Here is a 22,419-nt window from a genome sequence, read left to right on the forward strand (position 1 = left end):
CCTGCGTATACCTATTAGAGGAACGACGAACGAAGCCGCCTGAGGGCTTCTGCAGCGCGTGAGAGCGGGCCCGGAAAGTGCTGACCCCGAAACGGCGCAAAACCACGGCCGGCGGGCTCTTGCGCCAGTTAACGTTCTGTTGCGCTTGCACCACAATTGGGGGGCTGATCGGGGGAACAGGATTTTTTTATCGTTGGAAGGGAACGATATGGCAAAATGCCAACGCACAAAGAGTTAGACACGGCTCGAAGTCTACACAGCACGTTTTTTGTTCCGCACCAATGTTATACTTCGAGCAATGTATGACTTGTCTTCGTCAACAGGCTCGCAGTAAACCTGCGGTAATCTCAATTTCGAGAGGAGAAATATGAATAAACTTTCAAAGCTCGCGTTCATTGCAGCTACCGCAGTAATGGCTGCATCGGCTTCGGCACAATCGGTGCCGGCATCGCGACAAGCCGTGAACGACAACTGGGTGAACGGTACCGGCGAATACGTGTGGATGAACGGCACGAACGAGCTTTGCTGGCGCGACGCGTTCTGGACGCCGGCAACGGCTAACGCGAAGTGCGATGGCGCACTGGTCGCCCAGGCTCCGACCCCGCCGGCTAACGTGCCGCCGCCGCCGGCTCTGACCAGCCAGAAGATCACGTATCAAGCCGACGCACTGTTCGACTTCGACAAGGCAATCCTGAAGCCGGCTGGCAAGGCGAAGCTTGACGACCTCGCCTCGAAGATTCAGGGCGTGAACCTCGAAGTCGTCGTGGCAACGGGTTACACCGACCGCATCGGCTCGGACAAGTACAACGACCGTCTGTCGCTGCGCCGTGCTCAAGCTGTGAAGGCTTACCTGGTTAGCCGTGGCATCGAAGCCAACCGCATCTACACGGAAGGCAAGGGCAAGCGTAACCCGGTTACGACGGGTTGCAACCAGCGCAACCGCAAGCAACTCATCGCCTGCCTCGCACCGGATCGCCGCGTGGAAGTCGAAGTTGTCGGTACTTCGAAGCAGTAAGCGACACAATTACTGCAGTATCAAAGCCCCGCTTCGGCGGGGCTTTTTTTATGTGCTTCTGCAGCGCACTGCTCCGGCCCTCCGGGCCCGTCCGCTGCGACCGCGGCATTTTGCCGCCCTGATCGTCGGCCTATATACTCGGGTTTATCCTCGATCGCCCGCCCACCCGCTCTACAGGCCGCTTCTCCCATGACCAATGCCGACCCCCACGAACTGCAGAAATTCAGCGATCTCGCGCATCGCTGGTGGGATCCGAACGCCGAATTCAAACCGCTGCATGAACTGAATCCCGTCCGGCTCAAGTGGATCGACGCGCATGCGGCGCTTGCCGGTAAGCGGGTGCTCGATATCGGCTGCGGCGGGGGCATTTTGTCGGAGTCGATGGCCGGACTGGGGGCGACGGTTAAGGGCATCGACCTGTCGTCGCAGGCACTGGGCGTTGCCGATCTGCACAGCCTCGAAAGCGGCGTCACCGTCGACTACGAAGAAATCGCCGCCGAAGCCCTCGCCGCCCGCGAACCCGCCACCTACGACGTCGTGACCTGCATGGAAATGCTCGAACACGTGCCCGAGCCGGCAGCCGTCGTCGCCGCATGCGCGACACTCGTGAAGCCGGGCGGCTGGGTGTTCTTCTCGACGCTCAATCGCAACGTCAAGTCGTATCTGTTCGCGGTGATCGGCGCCGAATACCTCGCGCAGATGCTGCCGAAGGGCACCCACGACTACGCGCGCTTCATTCGCCCGTCGGAGCTGGCCGGATTCGTACGGGCCGCTGCCCTGCATACGCAGGAGATCAAAGGTATCGCCTACCGTCCGCTCAGCAAGCATTTCGCGTTGTCCGACGATACGAGCGTCAACTACATGCTCGCGTGTCGTCGCGAAGCCTGACCCGCGCCCACACGCGACACCTTCCCCCGGGAATCCCATGAGCGACCCCACGCCCCTGCCGCAACGTGAAGGCGACGATGCGTCGATTGGCCTCTGCCAGGCTGTCCTGTTCGATCTCGACGGCACGCTCGCCGATACCGCGCCCGACCTCGCAGCTGCCGTCAACAAGATGCGCCACGAACGCGGCCTCGAGATGGTGCCGCTCGAAACGCTGCGCCCGCTTGCATCCGCAGGCGCGCGCGGTCTGATCGGTGGAGCATTTTCGATCGGCCCCGAGCATCTCGACTTCACGTCGATGCGCGAAGAGTTTCTCGCGAACTACGAAGCGGATCTGTGCATCGAAACGACGCTCTTTCCCGGCATCGATGCCGTGCTCGACGATCTCGATGCGCGCGGCGTGCGTTGGGGCATCGTGACGAACAAGGCCTCCCGGCTGACCGGTCCGCTCGTCGCGCTGCTTGGTCTCGATACGCGCGCAGCGAGTGTGGTGAGCGGTGATACGACACCGCATGCGAAGCCGCATCCCGCACCGCTTCTGCATGCCGCGCGCGAGCTGCGTATCGCGCCGGAGCGGATCGTTTATGTCGGCGACGATCTGCGCGACGTGCAAGCGGGCTTCGCGGCGGGCATGGTGACCGTTGCAGCTGCCTACGGCTACTGCGGCACCGACCTGCCGCCGACACGCTGGCATGCGCAACATGTCGTCGATTCGCCTGCGGAACTGCAGCGGCTGCTGCGCGAGATCGGTTAACCCGCGGCGCGGTTGCCCTGCCCTTGCCCGACAGCCAGTGTAGAAGGGTCAGTGGCGCGAGAAGGCGCTCTCTTGTAGAATGCATATTGGCCCGCAGTTCTCTGTGGGTCATCCTTCTGCGGGGGCGACCTGGTTTCGACAGGGGTTGCGAAGCGGCTAGGGCATGTCGAGGACCCGTCACCTCGTTAATCAATGGGAAAAACGTAACTGCAAACGACGATACGTTCGCACTGGCAGCCTAAGGGCCGCCGTCCTCTGCCTAGTTCACTGACGGGCTAGTGTCGCAAGACCGGTAGCAATACCGACAGAGGTCATATACGTCAGTTAAGCCTTGGCGGCGTCACGACGTCCGGGTCGAAAAATTAGTGAATCGCCGTAGTGCAGCGTGTTCGTCCGCGTCGCTGCGGCTAAATCAAATGACAGAACTAAACATGTAGAACTGGTCGTAGAGTGCTTCTGGACGCGGGTTCGATTCCCGCCGCCTCCACCACAATTCCGCGCAGCGCATTCGTGCGCTGCGCGCCCGCTGGATCCTTCCCTCCGTTTGACACACGAAGCAGACGACCTGCGTCGGGAGTGTTGGCGCGCCTGTATCTCGTCGGCTCCGCCAGAACTTCCCAGTAAAAAGCCCGCTCGATGAGCGGGCTTTTTTGTCCTGACGATCCAACGGCTGCAGAGACGCGACATCATGTCGCACCGTCGATCCAGGCTCACAACGCGGCAAGCGCTTTCGGGCCGCGCAGCACCGCCGGACAACACAAGTCTACTTGGTACTGTCGCTAGGACACTGAAGATTGCAACCATCCGGATCGCCGTCATCGCCCTTGCGGCGCATTTTCGACGGCGCGCCCTTCTGATATTTGTTCGACGGAGCGGACGCGGCAAACGGCAACTGCGGATGTTCCTGCAAACGGAATTCGTCCTGCAGGATGCCTCCGGGCACGCCCGGCGAATTTTGTGCAAAAGCAACCGATGCCGTTGCGAGTACCGCGCCTGCGGCGGCAGCGGCGATGCATGTCTGGATGAGCAATTTCATGTCGATTCGGCGCGGCAAAAACCGCGCAACTAAAGCGGAGTGCGAAGTTTAGAGAGTATCGCAAACTATCCCGCGATGCAGCGCCGACGCGCCCCCGATTGTTACCTGAACTTACCCGCTCATCGCGGCGCACAGCGAATCGCCCGAAACGGCACGCTCCGTTACGCGTCGGTGCCGCGCAACCCCGCATCCAGATCGAATACTTTTCCACATTCAACCGGATCGTAGCCTGCGAGCCGCGCGACGCTGCTCACGAACGGCTCGCCGCGCAGCAAATCGATCACGGTCGCAAGCGGCGGCCGCTGCAGTCGCGTCCGATCGCAAGCGAAGTAATAGTCCTCGTCGACGACTGGAATGAAGTCGAGCCCGAAGTGATGCGCAGCCGGCTCGACACCGAAGCCGACGTCCGCCATGCCGCTCGCGACAAACGCCGCGATCGCCGAATGCGTCAGTTCCGCCGATGCATAACCGTTGACCCGATCGGGATCGATACCGATGCGGCGCAACGCGAGATCGAGCAGCAGCCGCGTGCCGGAGCCGGGCTGCCGGTTGACGAAGCGAATGTCGTCGCGCGACAGGTCGCCCAATCCGCCGATCCGCTTCGGATTGCCGCGCGCCAGAAAAAGCCCCTGTTTGCGCCGCGTCAGATGAATCAGCACGTGACGCTGCGGATCGAGCCAGCGGCGGTATGTGTCTGCACACGCCGTACGGAATTCGCCGCGCGGCACATGAAACCCGGCCAGATCGCATTCGCCGCGCGCAAGCGCCGTAACGGCTTCCGCGCTGTCGCGATACTTGATGTCGACGGGTACGTCGTTAGCGACGAGCGCGGTTACCAGCGTCGCGACCGCGTAACCGTGCGATGCGTGGATCCTCACATCGTCGGCGGGCGGAGCGAGCCAGCGGTTCAGATCGCTTGCTACTTCGCTCGCGAGCGCCTGCATGTTGCCGCCAAGCCGTTCGCCGCACAGGCGCTGCGAGCGCAGCACCGCCTGTCCCAGTTCCGACAGCACCGAGCCGCGGCCCCGCTCCTTCGCGATCAGTGGACCGCCCAGGCGCTCCTCGATGCTGCGCAGCAAGCCCCACGCATGACGGTAGGACAAACCCTTGAGCGTGGCAGCCTGGGCAATGCTGCCCGCTTCATCGACAAAAGCCAGCAGCGGCACGACATCCGTCAGGCTGGCTTCGCGGCCGTCCGCATCGCGCACGACCAGTTGCGCCCGGCATTCGATCTTGATCATATATGTTGCACCGCCTCCTATTGCACAAGCGCTATTCGCCGCCTATCGTACGCTTTATCCACGCCAAATAAATGAAGCAGGGATGCGCGCATTATGAATCATGTGTGCATATTTGACTTCGGAGGAGCCCCATCTTGGACGACCCCACCGCCCTCGCACCGGAGGCGCTCGTGCAGCGTCACGCGCAGCCCGGCATGTCGCTGCTCGCCGTGCTGCACGCCATCCAGGACGAAACCGGTTTCGTGCCGCCGGCCGCGGTCGGACCGCTTGCCCGCGCGATGAACCTGTCGCGTGCCGAAGTGCATGGCGTCATCACCTACTACCACCATTTCCGTACCGCACCGCCCGCGCCGGTCACGGTGCAACTATGTCGCGCCGAAGCGTGCCGCAGCATGGGCACCGAAGCGCTTGCGCAACACATCGAAGCGCGCACCGGTTGCCACTTCAACGATGCGCACGGCGAACACAACAAGCACAGCGCGGTGGGACTCGAATCCGTGTATTGCCTCGGCCAGTGCGCACTGTCGCCAGCGATGACGATCAACGGTACGTTGCACGCTAAAGTCACGCCGCAAAAATTCGATGCCCTCTTCGAGGCCGCCATGAGTACGGTCGCCGCCAGCACGAATGACCACATGGAGCAAACAGCATGACGCGCGTGTTTATTCCATGCGATTCGTCGGCGCTCGCGCTCGGCGCCGACGCACTTGCTGCGTCGATCGCGCAGGAAGCCGCCCGTCGTGGCATTGCACTCGACGTCGTCCGCAACGGTTCGCGTGGACTGTTGTGGCTCGAGCCGCTCGTCGAAGTGGACACACCGCAAGGTCGTGTCGGCTATGCGAATGTCGACGTCGCGGACGTTGCTTCGCTGTTCGATGCGAGCTTTATTGAGGGCGGTGCGCATGCGCTCCACGTCGGCCTTGTCGACGAGATTCCGTATCTGAAGAAACAGCAGCGTCTCACTTTCGCACGCATCGGCATCACCGACCCGCTCTCCACCGACGACTACGTCGCCCACGGCGGCCTCGAAGGTCTGCGCAACGCGCTCACTACCGATGGCGACGCCGCCTGCGCCGCGCTGATCGAATCGGGCCTGCGCGGGCGCGGCGGCGCAGCGTTCCCGGCCGGCATCAAATGGCGTACCGTGCGCGGCGCGCAGGCGGACCAGAAGTACATCGTCTGCAACGCCGACGAAGGCGATTCGGGTACGTTCTCCGATCGACTCGTGATGGAAAGCGATCCGTTCGTGCTGATCGAAGGCATGACGATCGCGGGCATCGTGACCGGCGCGACGGCGGGCTATATCTACGTGCGCAGCGAATACCCGCATGCAATCGCAACGCTCGAAGCCGCTATCACCAAAGCACGTGCCGCCGGCTGGCTCGGCGACAGCGTGCTCGGCTCCGCGCATCGCTTCGAGCTGTTCGTCGCAAAAGGCGCCGGCGCCTACGTGTGCGGCGAAGAAACGGCGCTGCTCGAATCGCTTGAGGGCAAGCGCGGCATCGTTCGCGCGAAGCCGCCGCTGCCCGCACTCTCCGGGCTGTTCGGCAAGCCGACCGTGATCAACAACGTGATCACGCTCGCTACCGTGCCGATCATCTTTGCGAAGGGCGCAGCGTTCTACAAGGACTTCGGCATGGGCCGCTCGCGCGGCACGTTGCCGTTCCAGCTCGCGGGCAATGTGAAGCAAGGCGGTCTCGTCGAACTCGCATTCGGTGTCACGCTGCGCGAACTGCTGTTCGACTATGGCGGCGGCACTGCAAGCGGCCGGCCCGCACGCGCGGTCCAGGTGGGTGGCCCGCTCGGTACGTATCTGCCCGAGAGCCAGTGGGACATCCCAATGGATTACGAAGCGTACGCGGCGGTCGGTGCGGTGGTCGGCCACGGCGGCCTCGTCGTGCACGACGACACGTCGAATCTCGCCGAACTCGCGCAATACGCGATGCACTTCTGCGCGCTCGAATCGTGCGGCAAATGCACGCCGTGCCGGATCGGCTCGACGCGCGGCGTCGAAGTCATTCAGCGCATCCGCAACGGCGACACGTCGACGCGCCAGGTTCAGTTGCTGCGCGACCTGTGCGACACGATGGTGTCCGGTTCGCTGTGCGCAATGGGCGGCATGACGCCGTTCCCGGTGATGTCCGCACTCGATCATTTCCCCGAAGACTTCGGTCTCGATAGTGTCCAGGCAGCCGCTAACGCGGCGGCGGCCTGAAGAGAGAGCTCCCTATGTCCGATACGCTCAATTCTCCTTCCGGCGGCTGCGGCTCAGGTAACTGCAGCTGTAAATCGCAGGCACAGCAACGCGCCATCCGCTCGCCGCTCGACGAGACCGACTACGGCACGCCGCTGCGTTACGCGGATGTCGACGTCACGCTCGAAATCGACGGCGAGGCCGTGACCGTGCCGGCCGGCACATCGGTGATGCGCGCCGCAATCGAAGCGGGCGTCAACGTACCGAAGCTCTGCGCCACCGATTCGCTCGAACCGTTCGGTTCGTGTCGCCTGTGTCTCGTCGAGATCGAAGGACGGCGCGGCTATCCGGCCTCGTGCACGACCCCGGTCGAAGCGGGCATGAAGGTGCGCACGCAGACCGATCGCCTGCAGTCGCTGCGCCGTAACGTGATGGAGCTGTACATCTCCGATCATCCGCTCGACTGCCTGACCTGTCCCGCCAACGGCGATTGCGAGCTGCAGGACATGGCCGGGGTAACGGGTTTGCGCGAAGTGCGCTACGGCTTCGACGGCGCGAACCATCTGAAGGACAAGAAAGACGAGTCGAACCCGTACTTCACCTACGATCCGTCGAAGTGCATCGTCTGCAATCGCTGCGTACGTGCCTGCGAAGAAACGCAAGGCACGTTCGCGCTGACCATCGCTGGCCGCGGCTTCGAATCACGCGTGGCCGCAAGCGAGAACCAGCCGTTCATGGATTCGGAGTGTGTGTCGTGCGGTGCGTGTGTCGCCGCCTGCCCGACTGCGACGCTGCAGGAAAAAAGCGTCGTCATGCTCGGCCAGGCCGAACACTCGGTTGTGACGACGTGCGCGTATTGCGGCGTCGGTTGCTCGTTCAAGGCCGAGATGAAGGGCAGCCAGGTCGTGCGCATGGTGCCGAACAAGAACGGCGCGGCAAACGAAGGCCATGCATGCGTGAAGGGCCGCTTCGCGTGGGGCTACGCGACGCACAAGGACCGCATCACGAAGCCGATGATCCGTGCGAAGATCACCGACCCATGGCGCGAAGTGAGCTGGGACGAAGCGATCAGCTATGCAGCATCGGAATTCCGTCGCATCCAGGACAAGCACGGTCGCGATTCGATCGGCGGTATTACGTCGTCGCGCTGCACGAACGAGGAAACCTATCTCGTACAAAAACTCGTACGCGCTGCGTTTGGCAACAACAACGTCGACACCTGTGCGCGTGTCTGTCATTCGCCGACCGGCTATGGGTTGAAGACGACACTCGGTGAATCCGCCGGAACGCAGACGTTCCGCTCGGTCGAAAAAGCCGATGTGATCGTGGTGATCGGCGCGAATCCGACCGATGGCCACCCGGTGTTCGCGTCGCGTCTGAAGCGCCGTGTGCGCGAAGGAGCACGACTGATCGTCGTCGATCCGCGCCGCATCGATATCGTCGATACACCGCACGTGAAAGCCGTACACCATCTGCAACTGATGCCCGGCACCAACGTCGCAATCGTCACCGCACTCGCGCATGTGATCGTCACCGAGGGCCTGCTGAACGAAGCGTTCATCGCCGAGCGCTGTGAAACGCGCGCGTTCGAACAATGGCGTGCGTTCGTCGCGCTGCCCGAAAACTCGCCCGAGGCGACCGAAGCAACGACCGGCGTCCCCGCCGACCAGGTGCGCGCAGCCGCGCGCATCTACGCAACCGGTGGCAATGCCGCGATCTATTACGGACTCGGCGTCACCGAACACGCGCAGGGCTCGACGATGGTGATGGGCATCGCGAATCTCGCGATGGCGACCGGCAACATCGGTCGCGAAGGCGTCGGCGTCAATCCGCTGCGTGGCCAGAACAACGTGCAGGGTTCGTGCGACATGGGTTCGTTCCCGCACGAACTGCCCGGCTACCGCCACATCAGCGATTCGATCACGCGCGCACTCTTCGAGGACGCCTGGAACGTCACGCTGCAGCCCGAACCTGGCCTGCGGATTCCGAACATGTTCGACGCCGCCGTGCACGGCACCTTCAAGGGCCTGTACTGCCAGGGCGAAGACATCGTGCAGTCGGATCCGAATACGCACCACGTATCGGCTGCGTTGTCGGCGATGGAATGCATCGTCGTGCAGGACATCTTCCTGAATGAAACGGCGAAGTACGCGCACGTGTTGCTGCCCGGTTCGACTTTCCTCGAAAAGGACGGCACGTTCACCAACGCCGAGCGCCGCATCTCGCGGGTACGCAAGGTGATGCCGCCGCTCGCCGGCTACGCGGACTGGGAAGTTACAGTGCTGCTCGCGCATGCGCTCGGCTACGAGATGGACTACGCGCATCCGGGCGAGATCATGGACGAGATCGCGCGTCTCACACCGACGTTCCATGGTGTGTCGTATGCGAAGCTCGACCAGCTCGGCAGTATTCAGTGGCCGTGCAACGAGCAGGCCCCCGACGGCACGCCGACGATGCACATCGACGAATTCGTGCGCGGCAAGGGCAAGTTCGTCATCACGAAGTTCATTGCCTCGCCGGAAAAAGTCACGCGCAAGTTCCCGCTGATCCTGACCACCGGGCGCATCCTCTCGCAATACAACGTCGGCGCGCAAACACGGCGCACCGAGAATTCGCGCTGGCACGACGAAGACCGGCTCGAAATCCATCCGCACGACGCGGAAGAACGCGGTATTCGCAACGACGACTGGGTCGGTATCGAATCGCGCGCGGGCCAGACCGTGCTGCGCGCGAAAGTGACCGAGCGGATGCAACCGGGCGTCGTGTATACGACGTTCCACTTCCCCGAGTCGGGCGCGAACGTGATCACTACAGATAGCTCGGACTGGGCCACCAACTGCCCCGAATACAAGGTCACGGCCGTTCAGGTGATGCCAGTCGAGCAACCATCGCAGTGGCAGAAGGACTACTCGGTCTTTAACGCCGAGCAGCTCGACCTGCTGCGCACGGGCGAGCTGGCAAACGCGACGATCGGTAAATAAAGGACAGGCGATGGATGAACAGAACCTGATCGATATGGCGAACCGGATCGGCGAGTTTTTCGAGTCGATGCCGGATCGCGAGGAAGCGCTCGACGGTATCGCCGATCATATTCGCCGCTTCTGGGAGCCGCGCATGCGCCGCACATTGCTGGCGACGCTCGACCAGCCGCCCGCGGACAACGAGATGTCGGCGATCGTTCGCGAGGCGTTGCTGCGGCATCGCGCGTCGCTGACGCCGGTGGCCCCGGCTGTTGTTTGAGGCACGACGCCCGATATGGGTGGTGCCGGCTTACGTCACGCCTAACCGGCCTCCGACTCTTCTCCAGCCAATGCATTCTTCGTAAACCACGCATCGCAGTAGCGCTGTAACGCGCGCAGATCCGACGACGGCCGGCCGCGCGCGGCGATATACCCGTCGGGTCTCACCAGATAAAACGACGGACGCGTACGACCATACGCATCGCTCAACGACAACGCTCCATCGCCGACCATATCCGTCACGCGCCACACGCGCACGGCATCGGGTAACGCCTGCTCCACCGCTGCCGCAAGCTGATCGAGCGCGCTGTCGCGCGGCGCTTCTGAAGTCGAGGCGGAGTCGTTCAATCCCAAGCCACCGGCCCCACCCTCTCCCCCTTCGTCCGCGGCAACCAGCAGGAATAGCGAAAAGAACGCGGGATCGTGCAGATCGAATATGCACCCAGTGCCAGGCACACGTCCGAGCGGCCCATCGACGACATGCACGAGCGCATCGGGCGCACGCGCTCCGGCATGCGGGCCACCGTCGAGCACGCGCTCGAGCGTGAGCGGCGAGCGCGGATACTGCAGCGCCAGTTCGCTGACCTGGCGACGGGCCGCATCGCGCAGCGGACCGAGCGCGGCAAGCGCCGGCATCACGCGTTCGCGCAGCAGCTTGAGCGGCCCGTGATCGGCCTGCGCGAGTTGCATGACGAAACCGGTCTGCCGCAGCACCTCGCGTTCGATCGGATGACGCTCCGTGTGGTACGTGTCGAGCAGCCGATCCGGCGCGTCGCCTTTCAGCACGCGCGCCAGTTTCCAGCCCAGATTGAAGGCTTCCTGAATGCCCGTGTTCATGCCCTGCGCACCCGCCGGACTGTGCACATGCGCGGCGTCGCCGGCGAAAAAGACGCGCTCCATGCGCAGCTGTTCGACCATGCGGCTGTTCACGTGGAAGCAGGCGGACCATGCAAGCGCCGACAGCGCGACCGGATGATGAATGCGCCGCTCGACGATCTCTCGGCACTCGTCGAGCGACGGCACCGGCGGTGTCTGTGCGGCTTCGCTTTCGCCGTCACCTTTAAGGTTGCCCGCAACCGGTACCGCCACCTGATCGGCGATCAATCGATGGCGGCCATCGCCCATCGGAAACAGCGCGGCAATTCCCTCGCCTGACGCGAAGATATGGAACTCGTCGGTAGGCCATTCGGTGTCCGCGTGCAGATCGGCGAGCAGAAAAGTCTGCGCGAGGGTTCTGCCGGCAAAGCTCATGCCGAGCTGCTTGCGGATCGAGCTGTGCGCGCCGTCGGCGGCGATCAACCAGGCGGGGTGCAACGTTTCGGCATGACCGTCCGTACGCTGCACGTTCACGCTCAGACCGGCGGCGTTCTGTGTGAGCGTCGTCAGTTCGACGCCGCGCTCGACGGTAACGCCGAGCGTCGCGAGATGCCCGGTCATCAATCGTTCTGTGACGGACTGGTCGAGGAACAGCAGATACGGATAACGCGTCTGCAGCGGATCGAAATCGAGCTGGACGAGCCGGTGACCGTTCGAGTAGAGATTCGCCGCGCGCGCTCGATGACCAAGCTCGAGAAACGGCTCGACGATCCGGTGTTGCTCGAAGAGTTCGAGTGTGCGGGCCTGGATGCCGATTGCGCGCGTATGCGGATCGGGTTGCAACGCCTTGTCGATCAGACGGACGGGAACGTGCGCACGGGCCAGACTCATCGCTGCGGCGAGCCCGGTCGGACCCGCGCCGACGATCAGCACCGGCGCTGCATCGAAGGAAGCAGCTGTCATGCTGGCCTCCGCGGATGAACACGTCGCTAGTGTACGCCGCCGTGTAGCCGGCCTTCTACGCGGCGCATCAAAGCATACGCTGGTTCGGTATGGTCAATGCGAACGCGGCGGCCTGTCGAGCGTGCAGTGATGATCGCTCGTACCGAGGTCGACCTGCAACGTCGCGTGATGCATCTCGAAGCGCTCGCGCAGCGCGATCACCATGCCGTCGACGGCAGCGTCGCCGGGATGGCCCGCGGGCATCACGACATGCGCGGTCAGCGCGTTACCCGTGGTGGATAACGCCCATACGTGGAGATCGTGAACATCGGTGACGCCGGGTTGCTGCGCGAGAAAACTGCGGATGCGCTGCAGGTCGACACCGGGCGGCACGGCATCGAGCGCGAGTCGGATCGAATCGCGTAGCAAACCCCACGTACCGTAGACGATCACTGCAACCACGACGATGCTCATCACCGGGTCGAGCCACGTCCAGCCGGTGCCGAGAATGACGAGACCGCTCACCGCAACGGCGCCGGAGATGGCGGCATCGGCGGCCATATGCATGAAGGCGCCGCGCACATTCAGGTCCTTCTCCTGGCCGCGCATGAAAAGCCACGCGGAGAAACCGTTCACGATCATGCCGATGGTGGCGACGACGAACACGTCGAATCCCGCTACGGGCGCCGGGTTCAGCAGGCGGTTGATCGCCTCGGCGACGATCACGCCGCATGCGAACAGCAGCAACCCCGCGTTGGCGAGCGACGCGAGAATCGACGAACTGCCGAAGCCGAATGTGTAGCGTGCCGACGGCCGGCGCGCGGTGAGCCAGATCGCGCCCCACGCGAGCAGCAGACCGAGCACGTCCGAGAGGTTGTGGCCCGCATCCGCGAGCAACGCCGTCGAATGCGCGAGGACACCGTAGACGGCCTGTACGACGACGATCAGGATATTCAGCGTGACCGCGAGTGCGAATGCGCGGCCCTGGCCCTGCACCGGCGCGTGATGATGGTGATGGCTGTGGCCGCCGTGGCTGTGGTCATGGCCGCCGTGATTGTGGCCGCTGTGGTCATTGTCATGGTCATGGCCGGCATGCGCTTCGTGATCGTGATCATGATCGTCGCCGTGCTCGTGTTCGCCGGCGGCTGGCGTATTCGTCATTCTGTATCCTGGGTAAGTTCGTTGGCCGGTTCGGCGACGTGCTCCAGCATGTCCGCGAGCATATTGCTGATATGGCTGTCGGCCGCACGGTAGAACACCTGCTTGCCCTGACGCTCCGCGCGCACGATCCGCGCCGCGCGCAACAACCGCAAATGATGGCTGACCAGCGACGACGACAGTCCGAGCACATCGGCAATCGCGCCCACGGCGCGCTCTTCGTCCACGCAGACGAGCACGATACGCAGCCGCGTCGGATCGCCGAGCAGGCGGAACAGATCGGCAATGGGCACGACGCGATCGTCGACGACGGCAGGCAGCATGGAGGTATCGGCAGAAGTCTGGCGCCCGGTTATTACATGAATTACATGAGAACCGGACAGCATGGAAATAACATATGAACAGGTATTCACATGTTAGCCGATGCCACTTGACCGGTCAAATCGCGGAACGGCTCGGCGAGTGTGGGAAAATGCGCGCTCTGCCTCACCCGATCCGTCCTTTTCCGTCATGGAACCTGCTTTCGACCGCGCGTACGCGGCACATCTTGACGGCCGCCTCGCCGACGCCGAGCGCGATTACCGCGCGACGCTCGACGCCGATCCCGTACATGTCGATGCGCTGCATCTGCTGGGCGTGCTGCGCCACCAGCAGGGCCAGCACGCGGAAGCGGCCGACCTCGTGCGCCGCGCCGCGGATCTGCGCCCGGACGACGCCGCGCTGCAGTTGAACCTCGGCAATGCGCTGAAGGCAATGGGCCAGCTGGACAGTGCAATCGAACGGTTTCGCAATGCATTGACGCTCGCGCCGACCTTTCCGATGGCGCACTACAACCTCGGCAATGCGTATGCGGCAACCGGTCGGCACGAAGACGCTGCCGACGCGTTTCGCAAGTCGCTGCGACTGCAACCGCAGGACGCGTCCTCGCACAACAATCTTGGTAACGCGCTGCATGCGCTGGGCGAGCATCGCGAGGCGATCGCATCGTTTCGTCGCGCGCTCGAACTGCGCCCTGGCCACGCGGGCGCGCACAACAATCTCGGGATGGCGCTCAATGCGCTGAATCAGCCGCACGAAGCGATCGTCGAATTTCGCGCGGCGCTCGCCGCCGAACCGCGCTTCGTCGCCGCGCAATTCAATCTCGGCAACACGCTCGATGCAATTGGCCAGCATCGCGAAGCCATCGATGCATTTGAAACCGTACTCGCGCTGCAACCGAATCTGCCGCCCGCGCTGTTCGGCCTCGGTAACGCGCTCGCCGCACTCGGCCAGCACGCGCAGGCGTTACCGCGTTTCGAGCGCGCGGTCGGTCTCGATCCGCAGTTTGCGTTTGCGTGGTTGAGCCTCGGCACGGCGCACCACGCGCTCGGCGCGCACGCGGCGGCGCTGCGCGCATTCGATCAGGCGCTGCGTCTGCGGCCCGAGCTCGCGCCTGCGCATATGAATCGCGCGCTCGTGCGTTTGACACTGGGCGACTTCGCGCGTGGGTTGCCCGAATACGAATGGCGACTGCGGGTTGTATCGCATGCGGATGCGGTGAACGCGTCAAACGTGGTGAATGGATCGAATGCTGCGAGTGCTGCGAATGGGCAGAATATGCTGCACGTGTCTGCCGCACCGCATCCGTCGCCGACATCGACGGCCACCTCAGCCGCCCTGCCGCGCTGGCATGGCGAACCACTCGACTCGCGCACGCTGCGGGTCTACGCGGAACAGGGCTTCGGCGACACACTGCAGTTCGTGCGCTACGTACCCGAGCTCGCACAGCGTGCGGCGCGCGTGATACTCGAGGTGCAGCCGCAACTGATCCCGATACTCGAACCCGCAGCGCGCGCATGGCGCGTCACGCTGATCGCGCAAGGCACGTCGCGGCCGAACGCGGATCTGCACTGCCCGCTACCGAGCCTGCCGCTCGCCTTCGGCACGACCTTCGACACGATCCCCGCGCGCGCGCCCTACCTCACCGTGCCGCCTGCTTATCAGCGCAAATGGCGCGGATCGCTGGGCGGACACGCGAAGCGCAAGATCGGGCTCGCGTGGTCGGGCCGCATCCAGCAGCAGGAAAACCGCGCGATGCCGCTCGCGGCGCTCGACCCGCTGTTCGCGCTGGAAGGCATCGACTGGATCGTGCTGCAACCCGATCTGAGCGAGGAAGATCATGCGGCACTCGATGCACACCCGCGGGCCGCATCGATTCATCGCATGGGTCAGCGGACAGGACAACGCATCGTCGATTTCGCCGACACGGCGGCGATCGTCGAACGGCTGGAAGCGGTGGTCTCGATCGATACGTCGATCGCTCATCTGACCGGTGCGCTGCATCGGCCGCTCTGGCTGATGCTGCCGTTCGCCGCGGACTGGCGCTGGTTCACCGACGACACGCGCAGCCCGTGGTATCCCGGCGCGCGGCTCGTGCGCCAGCCGCGGCCAGGTGCGTGGGATGAAGTTGTGGAAACGGTCGCGCGCGCGCTGCGTGACGGCTAGACGCTTTCGTTACACGGCACCCTGGCCGCACCTAAGTGGTAACTAAACACTGCCTGGACGTTGCGCCTAAACGGTACCTAAACGGCACCCAAGCGACACTTAGCCAGCACTCGTCCAGCACCTAAGCAACATCAAACCGCCAAAGAAAAACCCCACGCGCCGCAAAGGCAAGTGGGGTTCAGTTCAACACCAGCAAGTCACTATCGAGCGGCACGCCGCTCACGCACCGCTCGCCACTACGCGTTTCGATACTGATTCCGCGCTTCCGGCGTGCGATACAGCATCAGCGTCGCGATCAGCCCGCATACCGCAGCCACGGCCATCCACAAACCAGGTGCAGCCTTGTTGCCCGTGGAGTGGATCAACAGCGTCGAGATGGCCGGTGTGAAACCGCCGATCGTCGTCGCGAGACTGTAGGCAAGCGAGAAGCCCGCAGTGCGAACGTCGGCCGGCATCACTTCGGTCAGCGCCACAACCATCGCGCCGTTATAGCTGCCGTACAGGAACGAGAGCCACAATTCGACGGTGAGCAGACGGCCGAACGACGGGTCCGCCACGAGCCACAGCACCGCCGGGTACGAGGTCAGGATAGTGAGGATCGTGAACGCAAGCAGCACCGGCCGGCGACCGATACGATCCGACAACGCGCCCGCGAGCGGCAACCAGATCAGATTCGAGAGACCGATACAGACGGTCACGACGAGCGTATCGAGCGACGACAGTTTCAGCACTTCCTTGCCGAACGTCGGCGTATAAGCGGTGATCATGTAGAACGACACGGTGGTCATGATCACCATGCCCATACCGCCCAGCACCACGCCCCAGTTCTGCGCCATCGACTTCATGATCTCGCCCATCGACGGGCGATGCTTCCTCGCGAGAAACTCGTCGGTCTCTTTCAGCGAGCGGCGGATCAGGAACAGGAACGGCACGATCAGACAGCCGATCAGGAACGGCACGCGCCAGCCCCACGCCGTCATCTGGTCGGCCGGCAACAGCTTGTTGAGCAGCACGCCGATCAGCGCCGCGAACACCACCGCGACCTGCTGGCTACCCGACTGCCACGAACAATAGAAGCCCTTGTGGCCCTTCGTCGCGATCTCGGACAGATACACCGACACGCCACCCAGTTCGACGCCCGCGGAGAACCCTTGCAGCAGACGCCCAAGCAGCACGAGCACCGGCGCGAGAATACCGATCGTCGCGTAGCCCGGTATCGCGGCCACCGTCAGCGTGCCGAGCGCCATCAAGCCGAGCGTGAGAATCAGGCCCTTGCGCCGGCCGTGGTGATCGATATACGCGCCGAGCACGATCGCACCGAGCGGACGCATCAGGAAGCCGGCGCCGAACACCGATAGCGACAGCATCAGCGACGCAAATTCGCTGCCGCCAGGGAAGTAGGTCTTGGCAATCGCGGACGCGTAGTAGCCGTAGACCATGAAGTCGTACATCTCGAGGAAATTCCCGCTGACGACGCGGAACACCGTGCGGACTTTCGATTCCTCGGCGGAAGACGCGTGAGACGCGTGGGACGCAGTAGACATGACACTCTCGGGTGAGCCCGTTGCCGGCGGACGGTGGCAGGATCGGGGAGTTAACTAACGACAATCCACTGCATCGGCAAGTGGATAGCCCGGGGCGGACAAGCTGGAACACGCGCCAGGGGCGCTGAATTTTGACGCTGCGGTTATTGCTGCGATATCAGGGTAAACATGGGGCCACGCGAGCATCATCAGCGACTCGAATATTACCGTTCCCGCGGCCAGTTTGCGCTGCGTCGCGCCGCATACCGCTCGGCAGGCGAAGGTTCACACGCGCACGCCAGTTGCGGCGGTACACTCTGCGTTCGTCTGTTTCGACCCAATCCTGCCTCGATGTCCACCGTTTCTGTTTCGCTGCGCCCCGCCACTGTCGATGACGCGTCGTTGCTCGCGTCGATCCACGCCGCGAGCTGGCAGGCCACCTATCGCGGGCTGCTGCCCGACGCCTTTCTCGACAGCGAAGTTGCGCAAGAACGCGCGGCCTACTGGTTCGACCGGATGAACGCGCCGGGCGCCGAACGGCGCATCGTGCTGATCGCCGAACGTGACGGCGAAGCGATCGGCTTTGTCTGTGTGGAACGTCAGATCGACACGCCTTGGGGCGTCCTCCTCGACAACCTGCATGCGCTCCCCGCGCATCAGGGGATCGGCGCGGGCAAGCTGCTGATGCGCGCCGCCCAGGACTGGGCACGCGCTCAGGGCGCGGTACAGCTCTATCTATATGTGCTCGAAGGCAACACGCCCGCGATCCGCTTCTATGAGCGCCAGGGCTGGCAGTTCTCGGGCGCGGAGCCCGATCAGATGGGCGGCATCGATATCACCGCGCTGCGTTATATCTATCGGCTCGATCGAGCAACGGCGACCTGAGTTTCACAGGTCGCCCCTCCGCTATCGCACCTGAAAACCCGCGGCTAGAAACGCGTCTCGCGCGCGACGCGTAAAAACGTATCGAGCAACGGTGTGCAATCGAGCAGCTCCGGCCCACCCGCACGATGAAACTCCGGATGCCACTGCACGCCCACCACGAACGGCGCACGCCGGTAGCGCACGGCTTCGATGATGCCGTCGGTCGCCGACACGGCTTCGATGTTCAGATCGCGCCCGAGCGTCTTCACCGCCTGGTGATGGATCGAGTTGACGATCGCCTCGCGCCGGCCCGGGAACATGTTCGCGAGCGTCGAGCCATCGGGGAAATGAATCGAGTGGCGATGCTGGTCGTAGTGCTCGTTGACGTGCACGGCGGCGGTCGGCACATCGGTGGCGATGTCCTGATACAGCGTGCCGCCGAACGCGACGTTGATGAGCTGGCACCCACGGCACACACCGAGCACCGGTTTGCCCGACTCGACGAACTCGTGCAGCAGTTCCAGTTCGTACATATCGCGCACGCGGTCGCCGGGCCATTCGGGATGCGTCGCGGCCTCCGTGTACGACTGCGGCGAAACATCCGCACCGCCTTGCAGCAGCAGCCCATCGAGATGCTTCGCGTAATCGCGCAGACGAATGTTGCTCGGGTGCAGCATGCCCTGATGACCGACCGTCGGGATCATGAACACGAGCACATCACGCGACATCACCCAGTGCGCAATCGATTCCTCGAGGTATTGCAGCGTCTTGCCGCGCAATCCCTTCGCACCGGGCTCAGGATGGAAGATCCGTGCGGAGACACCAATGCGTAATGTGCGTTGCGTGATGCGCTGGCCGGCACGATCGAAGATGCGCCGCGCCCGCGCCGCGACGATCCGTCCAAACACCGACCACGCGGAATCGGCCTGCTTCAGGTACGCGGGCTGGCCTGGCGGTATCGCATTGGGCGGCGGCGGATTCGATGCGCTGAAATCCGGCGCCGCGCCGAAACCGGGTGGCGGTGCACCGGCGCGCGCAGCGGATGCGGCTGCCGCGGTTTCCCCAGGGACATCGCTGGTACTGGCCTGTTCCGCCCCGGCCGCCGACACCTCGCCGGGGCTCGCGCCGGCATTTGCGGTTGCTTCCGCGCCGGCACCCTGGTTCGCATGTGCACCGCCGGTCCGCGCGCGCACCTCGGCTTCCTGCCTTGCAGTCGCCTGTGCAGCGGAAGCACGCGCTTCGGCCGCATCTTGCCGCTGCGCGGCGCCGGGATCGGCAGGCGTGACGTTCGAGGCACTGACGGGTGAATCGGTCGATGACGCTTCGGTAGCGGCTTGCACCGGTGGTGTAGCAGACGGAGGTGGCGCCGGCTTCGCGGCATCCGGGTGGGCGGTGGAGGGAGAGGGGGTGCCCGGTACGGCAGGCTGATCAGGTTTGTTTTCGCTCATGGCGGTGGCACAGGCGCGTCTGGACACGCGAACGAATGGATGTGAACCCATTATCCTTCAGCCAGGAGTGCCCGGCAAACCAGCACACAATTGCTCACATTAGTGTGTTTCTGTCACATGACGACCGTCACAGCCTCAGCCGGGCCTGCCTGGGTAGTACTTCGGTGGCACCTGGCTGGCAACCCGCTTCACGGATCAGGCTGTTCCTCGAACGTTTCGCGCAATGCGATCTGCAACGTCGCGTGAATTCTCACGCACCAGCGCCACAGCAATGCCACCAGCAATGCCGCGCACAGGAGTACGGCGACGAGCAGACCGGTCGGCGGCAGAATGCCGCCCGATAGCGCCGCCACCAGCAGGAATACCCCCACCATCGAGACGATCGGCACGAGGTCGGAAATCGCATAGCGGATCGCGCTCGTGAAGCGCCCCGCTTTCGCCGGCTGTACGCTGACTTCCGCGAGCAACAACGCGAGCGATTTGGTCTTGCGATAGACCGCGACGAGAAACGGCAGCGACACCAGCAGCGCCCCGCTCCACAGCACGACGCGCTGCAGTGGCTCCGAATTCACCCAGTGCGCAAGGAAGTCGCTTGCATGCGGCGCACCATACGAAACGCCGAGAAAAATCGCCGCGACGAGTGCGAGGTTCACTGCGATCTGCAGCACGATCCGCCGCGTCATGCCGAGCAGCGTCGGTTCGTTGCTCGCGGGCCGCAAGCTACCAAGCCATTGCGAGTACATACCGAACACGTTGGCCAGCGTAGCCGGCATCGCGCGGCCAAGACGCTGCGTAATCGGATCGGCGGCGCGGATCAGATATGGCGTGAACAACGTGGTCAGCGCCGACACGGCCACCGCGATCGGATACAGAAACGCGCTCGTCACCTTCAACGTCAACCCAAGCGACGCGATGATGAACGAGAACTCGCCGATCTGCGACACGGTCATGCCGACGCGCATCGCGGTACGCCCGTCCTTGCCCGCGAGGAATGTGCCGAGGCCGCACGACACGATCTTGCCGACGATCACCGCCACCGTGATCACCGCAATCGGCCATGCATAGTCGACGAGGATGCGCGGATCGAGCATCAGGCCGATCGTCACGAAGAAGATCGCGGAGAACGCGTCGCGCAGCGGCGCGATCAGATGCTCGATGCGATGCAGGTGCCGCGACTCGGCCATGATCGCGCCGATCAGGAACGCGCCGAGCGCGATGCTGTAGTCGAGCTTCACGACCAGCAGACAGAAGCCAAAACAGAAACCGAGCACCGATACGAGCAGCATCTCGTCGCTGCGCGAACGCGCCACGTAATTGAGCGCACGCGGCACGACCAGAATGCCGACCACCAGCGACACGGTCATGAACAGCAGCAGCTTGCCGAGCGTCATCAGTGCAACGCCCGCGCTGAGTTGACCGGTCTGCGCGATGCCCGACAACAGCACGAGCATCGCAATCGCGAGGATGTCCTCGACGATCAGAATGCCGAACACGAGTTGCGCGAAGTTCTCGCGCTTAAGACCCAGTTCGGAGAGTGCCTTGACGATGATCGTCGTCGACGAGATGGCGAGGATCGCACCGAGAAATAACGAATCCATCGGGCTCCAGCCGAACGCACTGCCGATCTCGTAACCGATCCACAGCATCAGCACGATCTCCGAGAGCGCCGCGACGATGGCGGTCGCGCCGACCCGGAACAGCTTGCGCAGACTGAATTCGAGCCCCAGCGAGAACATCAGGAACACCACACCGAGTTCGCCGAGCGTCTGGATGGTCGCCTCGTCGTGGATCAACTGGAACGGCGGCGTGTACGGCCCGATGATCACGCCCGCCGCGATATAGCCCAGCACCACCGGCTGCTTCAGGCGATGGAACAGCACGGTGACGACGCCGGCAAACGCCATCACGACCGCCAGATCCTGAATGAAGCCGATTCCGTGGTGCATGGGCGCCTTTCCTTACAAAAAGTAATGTCGAGACCGAATAGTAACGCACGTGTGCGACGTGCCGGACTTAGGCCGTCCGGCATCCTGCGCACGGCCTAAGTCATCTCAAGGAATGTTTTTGACAGACTGGACGTCTGTGAAATATCACAATAATATCTATCGCATATTCAATCTGGAGTTCAGTCATGTCGCAGGTGTCGTTCAATGTCGTGAGCCGCTCGGGAACGAGCGCCCCGTCCACCGTCGATCTCAACCGGTTGACGATCGCCGGTTGGGCCGGCCGCGACCAGGCGGCGATCGAGCATCACATCGCCGAACTCGCCGCGCTCGGCGTCAAACGCCCGTCCACGACACCGCTCTTCTACCGTCTCGGCGCCGGCCTGCTCACGCAGGCGGAACAGATCGACGTGGTCGGCACGAAATCGAGCGGCGAAGCCGAGTGCGTGCTGGTCCATAGCGCCGACGGACTGCTCGTGACGATCGGCTCCGACCACACGGACCGCGAAGTCGAAGCCTACGGCGTAACCGTATCGAAGCAGATCTGCCCGAAGCCAGTAGCACGCGATGCGTGGCGCTTCGACGACGTCGTCGGCCACTGGGATCAGTTGCAGTTGCGCGCGCATGCCGTACTGAACGGCGAGCGTCGCCTGTACCAGCAAGGCAGCGTGGCCTCGCTGCTCGCCGCCGCCGATCTGCTCGAACGCGCACCGGTGCCGGCCGGCGCGGCGATGTTCTGCGGCACGCTGGCGGTGATCGGCGGCATCGTCGGGATGGGAGACGGCGATGCGCTCGAACTCGAACTGCATGACCCCGTGCTGAACCGCACGCTGCGCCACGCGTATCGCGTGCGCGCATTACCCATCGTCGAATGAGT

General features: G+C 63.6%; 18 protein-coding genes and 1 other RNA gene. 11 read left to right on the forward strand and 8 right to left on the reverse strand.

Going from position 1 to position 22,419, the window contains the following annotated elements; all coding sequences use genetic code 11:
- Nucleotides 1-367 precede the first annotated feature (367 nt).
- The 4 genes from ompA to ssrA all read left to right on the forward strand — a co-directional run bounded on the left by ompA (nt 368) and on the right by ssrA (nt 3,144).
- On the forward strand, nt 368-1,015 hold the full coding sequence (ompA, locus tag FNZ07_RS28015) for an outer membrane protein OmpA (protein WP_091011488.1): 648 nt from the start codon (nt 368-370) through the stop codon (nt 1,013-1,015).
- 189 nt (nt 1,016-1,204) lie between these two features.
- A complete protein-coding gene (gene ubiG / locus FNZ07_RS28020; protein WP_091011487.1) occupies nt 1,205-1,903 on the forward strand; it encodes a bifunctional 2-polyprenyl-6-hydroxyphenol methylase/3-demethylubiquinol 3-O-methyltransferase UbiG in 699 nt (232 codons plus the stop codon).
- 37 nt (nt 1,904-1,940) lie between these two features.
- A complete protein-coding gene (gene gph / locus FNZ07_RS28025; RefSeq protein WP_091011486.1) occupies nt 1,941-2,654 on the forward strand; it encodes a phosphoglycolate phosphatase in 714 nt (237 codons plus the stop codon).
- 120 nt (nt 2,655-2,774) lie between these two features.
- Nucleotides 2,775-3,144, forward strand: a transfer-messenger RNA (tmRNA) gene (gene ssrA / locus FNZ07_RS28030).
- Nucleotides 3,145-3,417: 273 nt separating this feature from the next.
- On the opposite strand, the gene FNZ07_RS28035 is transcribed toward ssrA, so the two are convergent.
- Complete coding sequence (locus FNZ07_RS28035; protein ID WP_091011485.1) at nt 3,418-3,690, reverse strand: hypothetical protein; 273 nt, start codon at nt 3,688-3,690, stop codon at nt 3,418-3,420.
- Between the two features lie 161 nt (nt 3,691-3,851).
- Nucleotides 3,852-4,931, reverse strand: a complete 1,080-nt coding sequence (locus FNZ07_RS28040) for a substrate-binding domain-containing protein (RefSeq protein ID WP_091011484.1) — start codon at nt 4,929-4,931, stop codon at nt 3,852-3,854.
- A 134-nt stretch (nt 4,932-5,065) separates the two neighbouring features.
- Between FNZ07_RS28040 and FNZ07_RS28045 the strand changes: the two genes are divergently transcribed.
- The 4 genes from FNZ07_RS28045 to FNZ07_RS28060 are packed head-to-tail and all read left to right on the forward strand — an operon-like array spanning nt 5,066 to nt 10,365.
- Nucleotides 5,066-5,584, forward strand: a complete 519-nt coding sequence (locus FNZ07_RS28045) for an NAD(P)H-dependent oxidoreductase subunit E (RefSeq protein ID WP_091011483.1) — start codon at nt 5,066-5,068, stop codon at nt 5,582-5,584.
- The gene (locus FNZ07_RS28050) at nt 5,581-7,146 is read left to right on the forward strand and encodes a formate dehydrogenase beta subunit (protein WP_091011482.1); all 1,566 of its coding nucleotides are present in this window, start codon (nt 5,581-5,583) and stop codon (nt 7,144-7,146) included. The genes FNZ07_RS28045 and FNZ07_RS28050 overlap by 4 nt, the downstream gene beginning before the upstream one ends.
- A 14-nt stretch (nt 7,147-7,160) precedes the next feature.
- Nucleotides 7,161-10,106, forward strand: coding sequence for a formate dehydrogenase subunit alpha (gene fdhF / locus FNZ07_RS28055; protein ID WP_091011481.1), 2,946 nt, complete (start codon nt 7,161-7,163; stop codon nt 10,104-10,106).
- A 10-nt stretch (nt 10,107-10,116) separates the two neighbouring features.
- Nucleotides 10,117-10,365: a formate dehydrogenase subunit delta gene (locus FNZ07_RS28060; protein WP_091011480.1), complete on the forward strand. Its 249-nt coding sequence runs from the start codon at nt 10,117-10,119 to the stop codon at nt 10,363-10,365.
- A gap of 41 nt (nt 10,366-10,406) precedes the next feature.
- Here FNZ07_RS28060 and FNZ07_RS28065 read toward each other — a convergent pair whose 3' ends face one another.
- The 3 genes from FNZ07_RS28065 to FNZ07_RS28075 all read right to left on the reverse strand — a co-directional run bounded on the left by FNZ07_RS28065 (nt 10,407) and on the right by FNZ07_RS28075 (nt 13,603).
- A complete protein-coding gene (locus FNZ07_RS28065; protein WP_091011479.1) occupies nt 10,407-12,143 on the reverse strand; it encodes an FAD-dependent monooxygenase in 1,737 nt (578 codons plus the stop codon).
- Nucleotides 12,144-12,236: 93 nt separating this feature from the next.
- Entirely contained in the window at nt 12,237-13,283 is a 1,047-nt protein-coding gene (locus tag FNZ07_RS28070; RefSeq protein ID WP_091011478.1) for a cation diffusion facilitator family transporter, read from the reverse strand.
- Entirely contained in the window at nt 13,280-13,603 is a 324-nt protein-coding gene (locus FNZ07_RS28075; protein WP_177228271.1) for an ArsR/SmtB family transcription factor, read from the reverse strand. Before FNZ07_RS28075 ends, FNZ07_RS28070 begins: the two co-directional genes overlap by 4 nt.
- Nucleotides 13,604-13,790: 187 nt before the next feature.
- Between FNZ07_RS28075 and FNZ07_RS28080 the strand changes: the two genes are divergently transcribed.
- On the forward strand, nt 13,791-15,764 hold the full coding sequence (locus FNZ07_RS28080; RefSeq protein WP_091011476.1) for a tetratricopeptide repeat protein: 1,974 nt from the start codon (nt 13,791-13,793) through the stop codon (nt 15,762-15,764).
- A gap of 236 nt (nt 15,765-16,000) precedes the next feature.
- Here the strand turns inward: FNZ07_RS28080 and tcuC are convergent, their stop codons facing one another.
- Nucleotides 16,001-17,308 carry an MFS transporter gene (gene tcuC / locus FNZ07_RS28085; protein ID WP_091011475.1) on the reverse strand — a complete coding sequence of 436 codons (1,308 nt, stop codon included), beginning with the start codon at nt 17,306-17,308 and terminating at the stop codon, nt 16,001-16,003.
- A gap of 330 nt (nt 17,309-17,638) precedes the next feature.
- On the opposite strand from tcuC, the gene FNZ07_RS28090 reads away from it, so the two are divergent.
- Nucleotides 17,639-18,172 (forward strand): GNAT family N-acetyltransferase, encoded by a 534-nt coding sequence (locus FNZ07_RS28090; protein WP_091011648.1) that lies wholly within the window; start codon nt 17,639-17,641, stop codon nt 18,170-18,172.
- Between the two features lie 44 nt (nt 18,173-18,216).
- Here the strand turns inward: FNZ07_RS28090 and FNZ07_RS28095 are convergent, their stop codons facing one another.
- Both FNZ07_RS28095 and FNZ07_RS28100 read right to left on the reverse strand, forming a co-directional pair.
- Nucleotides 18,217-19,599 (reverse strand): gamma-glutamyl-gamma-aminobutyrate hydrolase family protein, encoded by a 1,383-nt coding sequence (locus tag FNZ07_RS28095; protein ID WP_091011474.1) that lies wholly within the window; start codon nt 19,597-19,599, stop codon nt 18,217-18,219.
- Nucleotides 19,600-19,787: 188 nt separating this feature from the next.
- Complete coding sequence (locus tag FNZ07_RS28100; RefSeq protein WP_091011473.1) at nt 19,788-21,545, reverse strand: cation:proton antiporter; 1,758 nt, start codon at nt 21,543-21,545, stop codon at nt 19,788-19,790.
- Nucleotides 21,546-21,730: 185 nt separating this feature from the next.
- Here FNZ07_RS28100 and FNZ07_RS28105 point away from each other — a divergent pair, with 185 nt between their 5' ends.
- Nucleotides 21,731-22,417, forward strand: coding sequence for a DUF2848 domain-containing protein (locus FNZ07_RS28105; RefSeq protein WP_091011472.1), 687 nt, complete (start codon nt 21,731-21,733; stop codon nt 22,415-22,417).
- Nucleotides 22,418-22,419: the final 2 nt, after the last annotated feature.

This window comes from Paraburkholderia megapolitana (assembly GCF_007556815.1).
In the GTDB taxonomy this organism is placed as follows: Bacteria; Pseudomonadota; Gammaproteobacteria; order Burkholderiales; family Burkholderiaceae; genus Paraburkholderia; species Paraburkholderia megapolitana.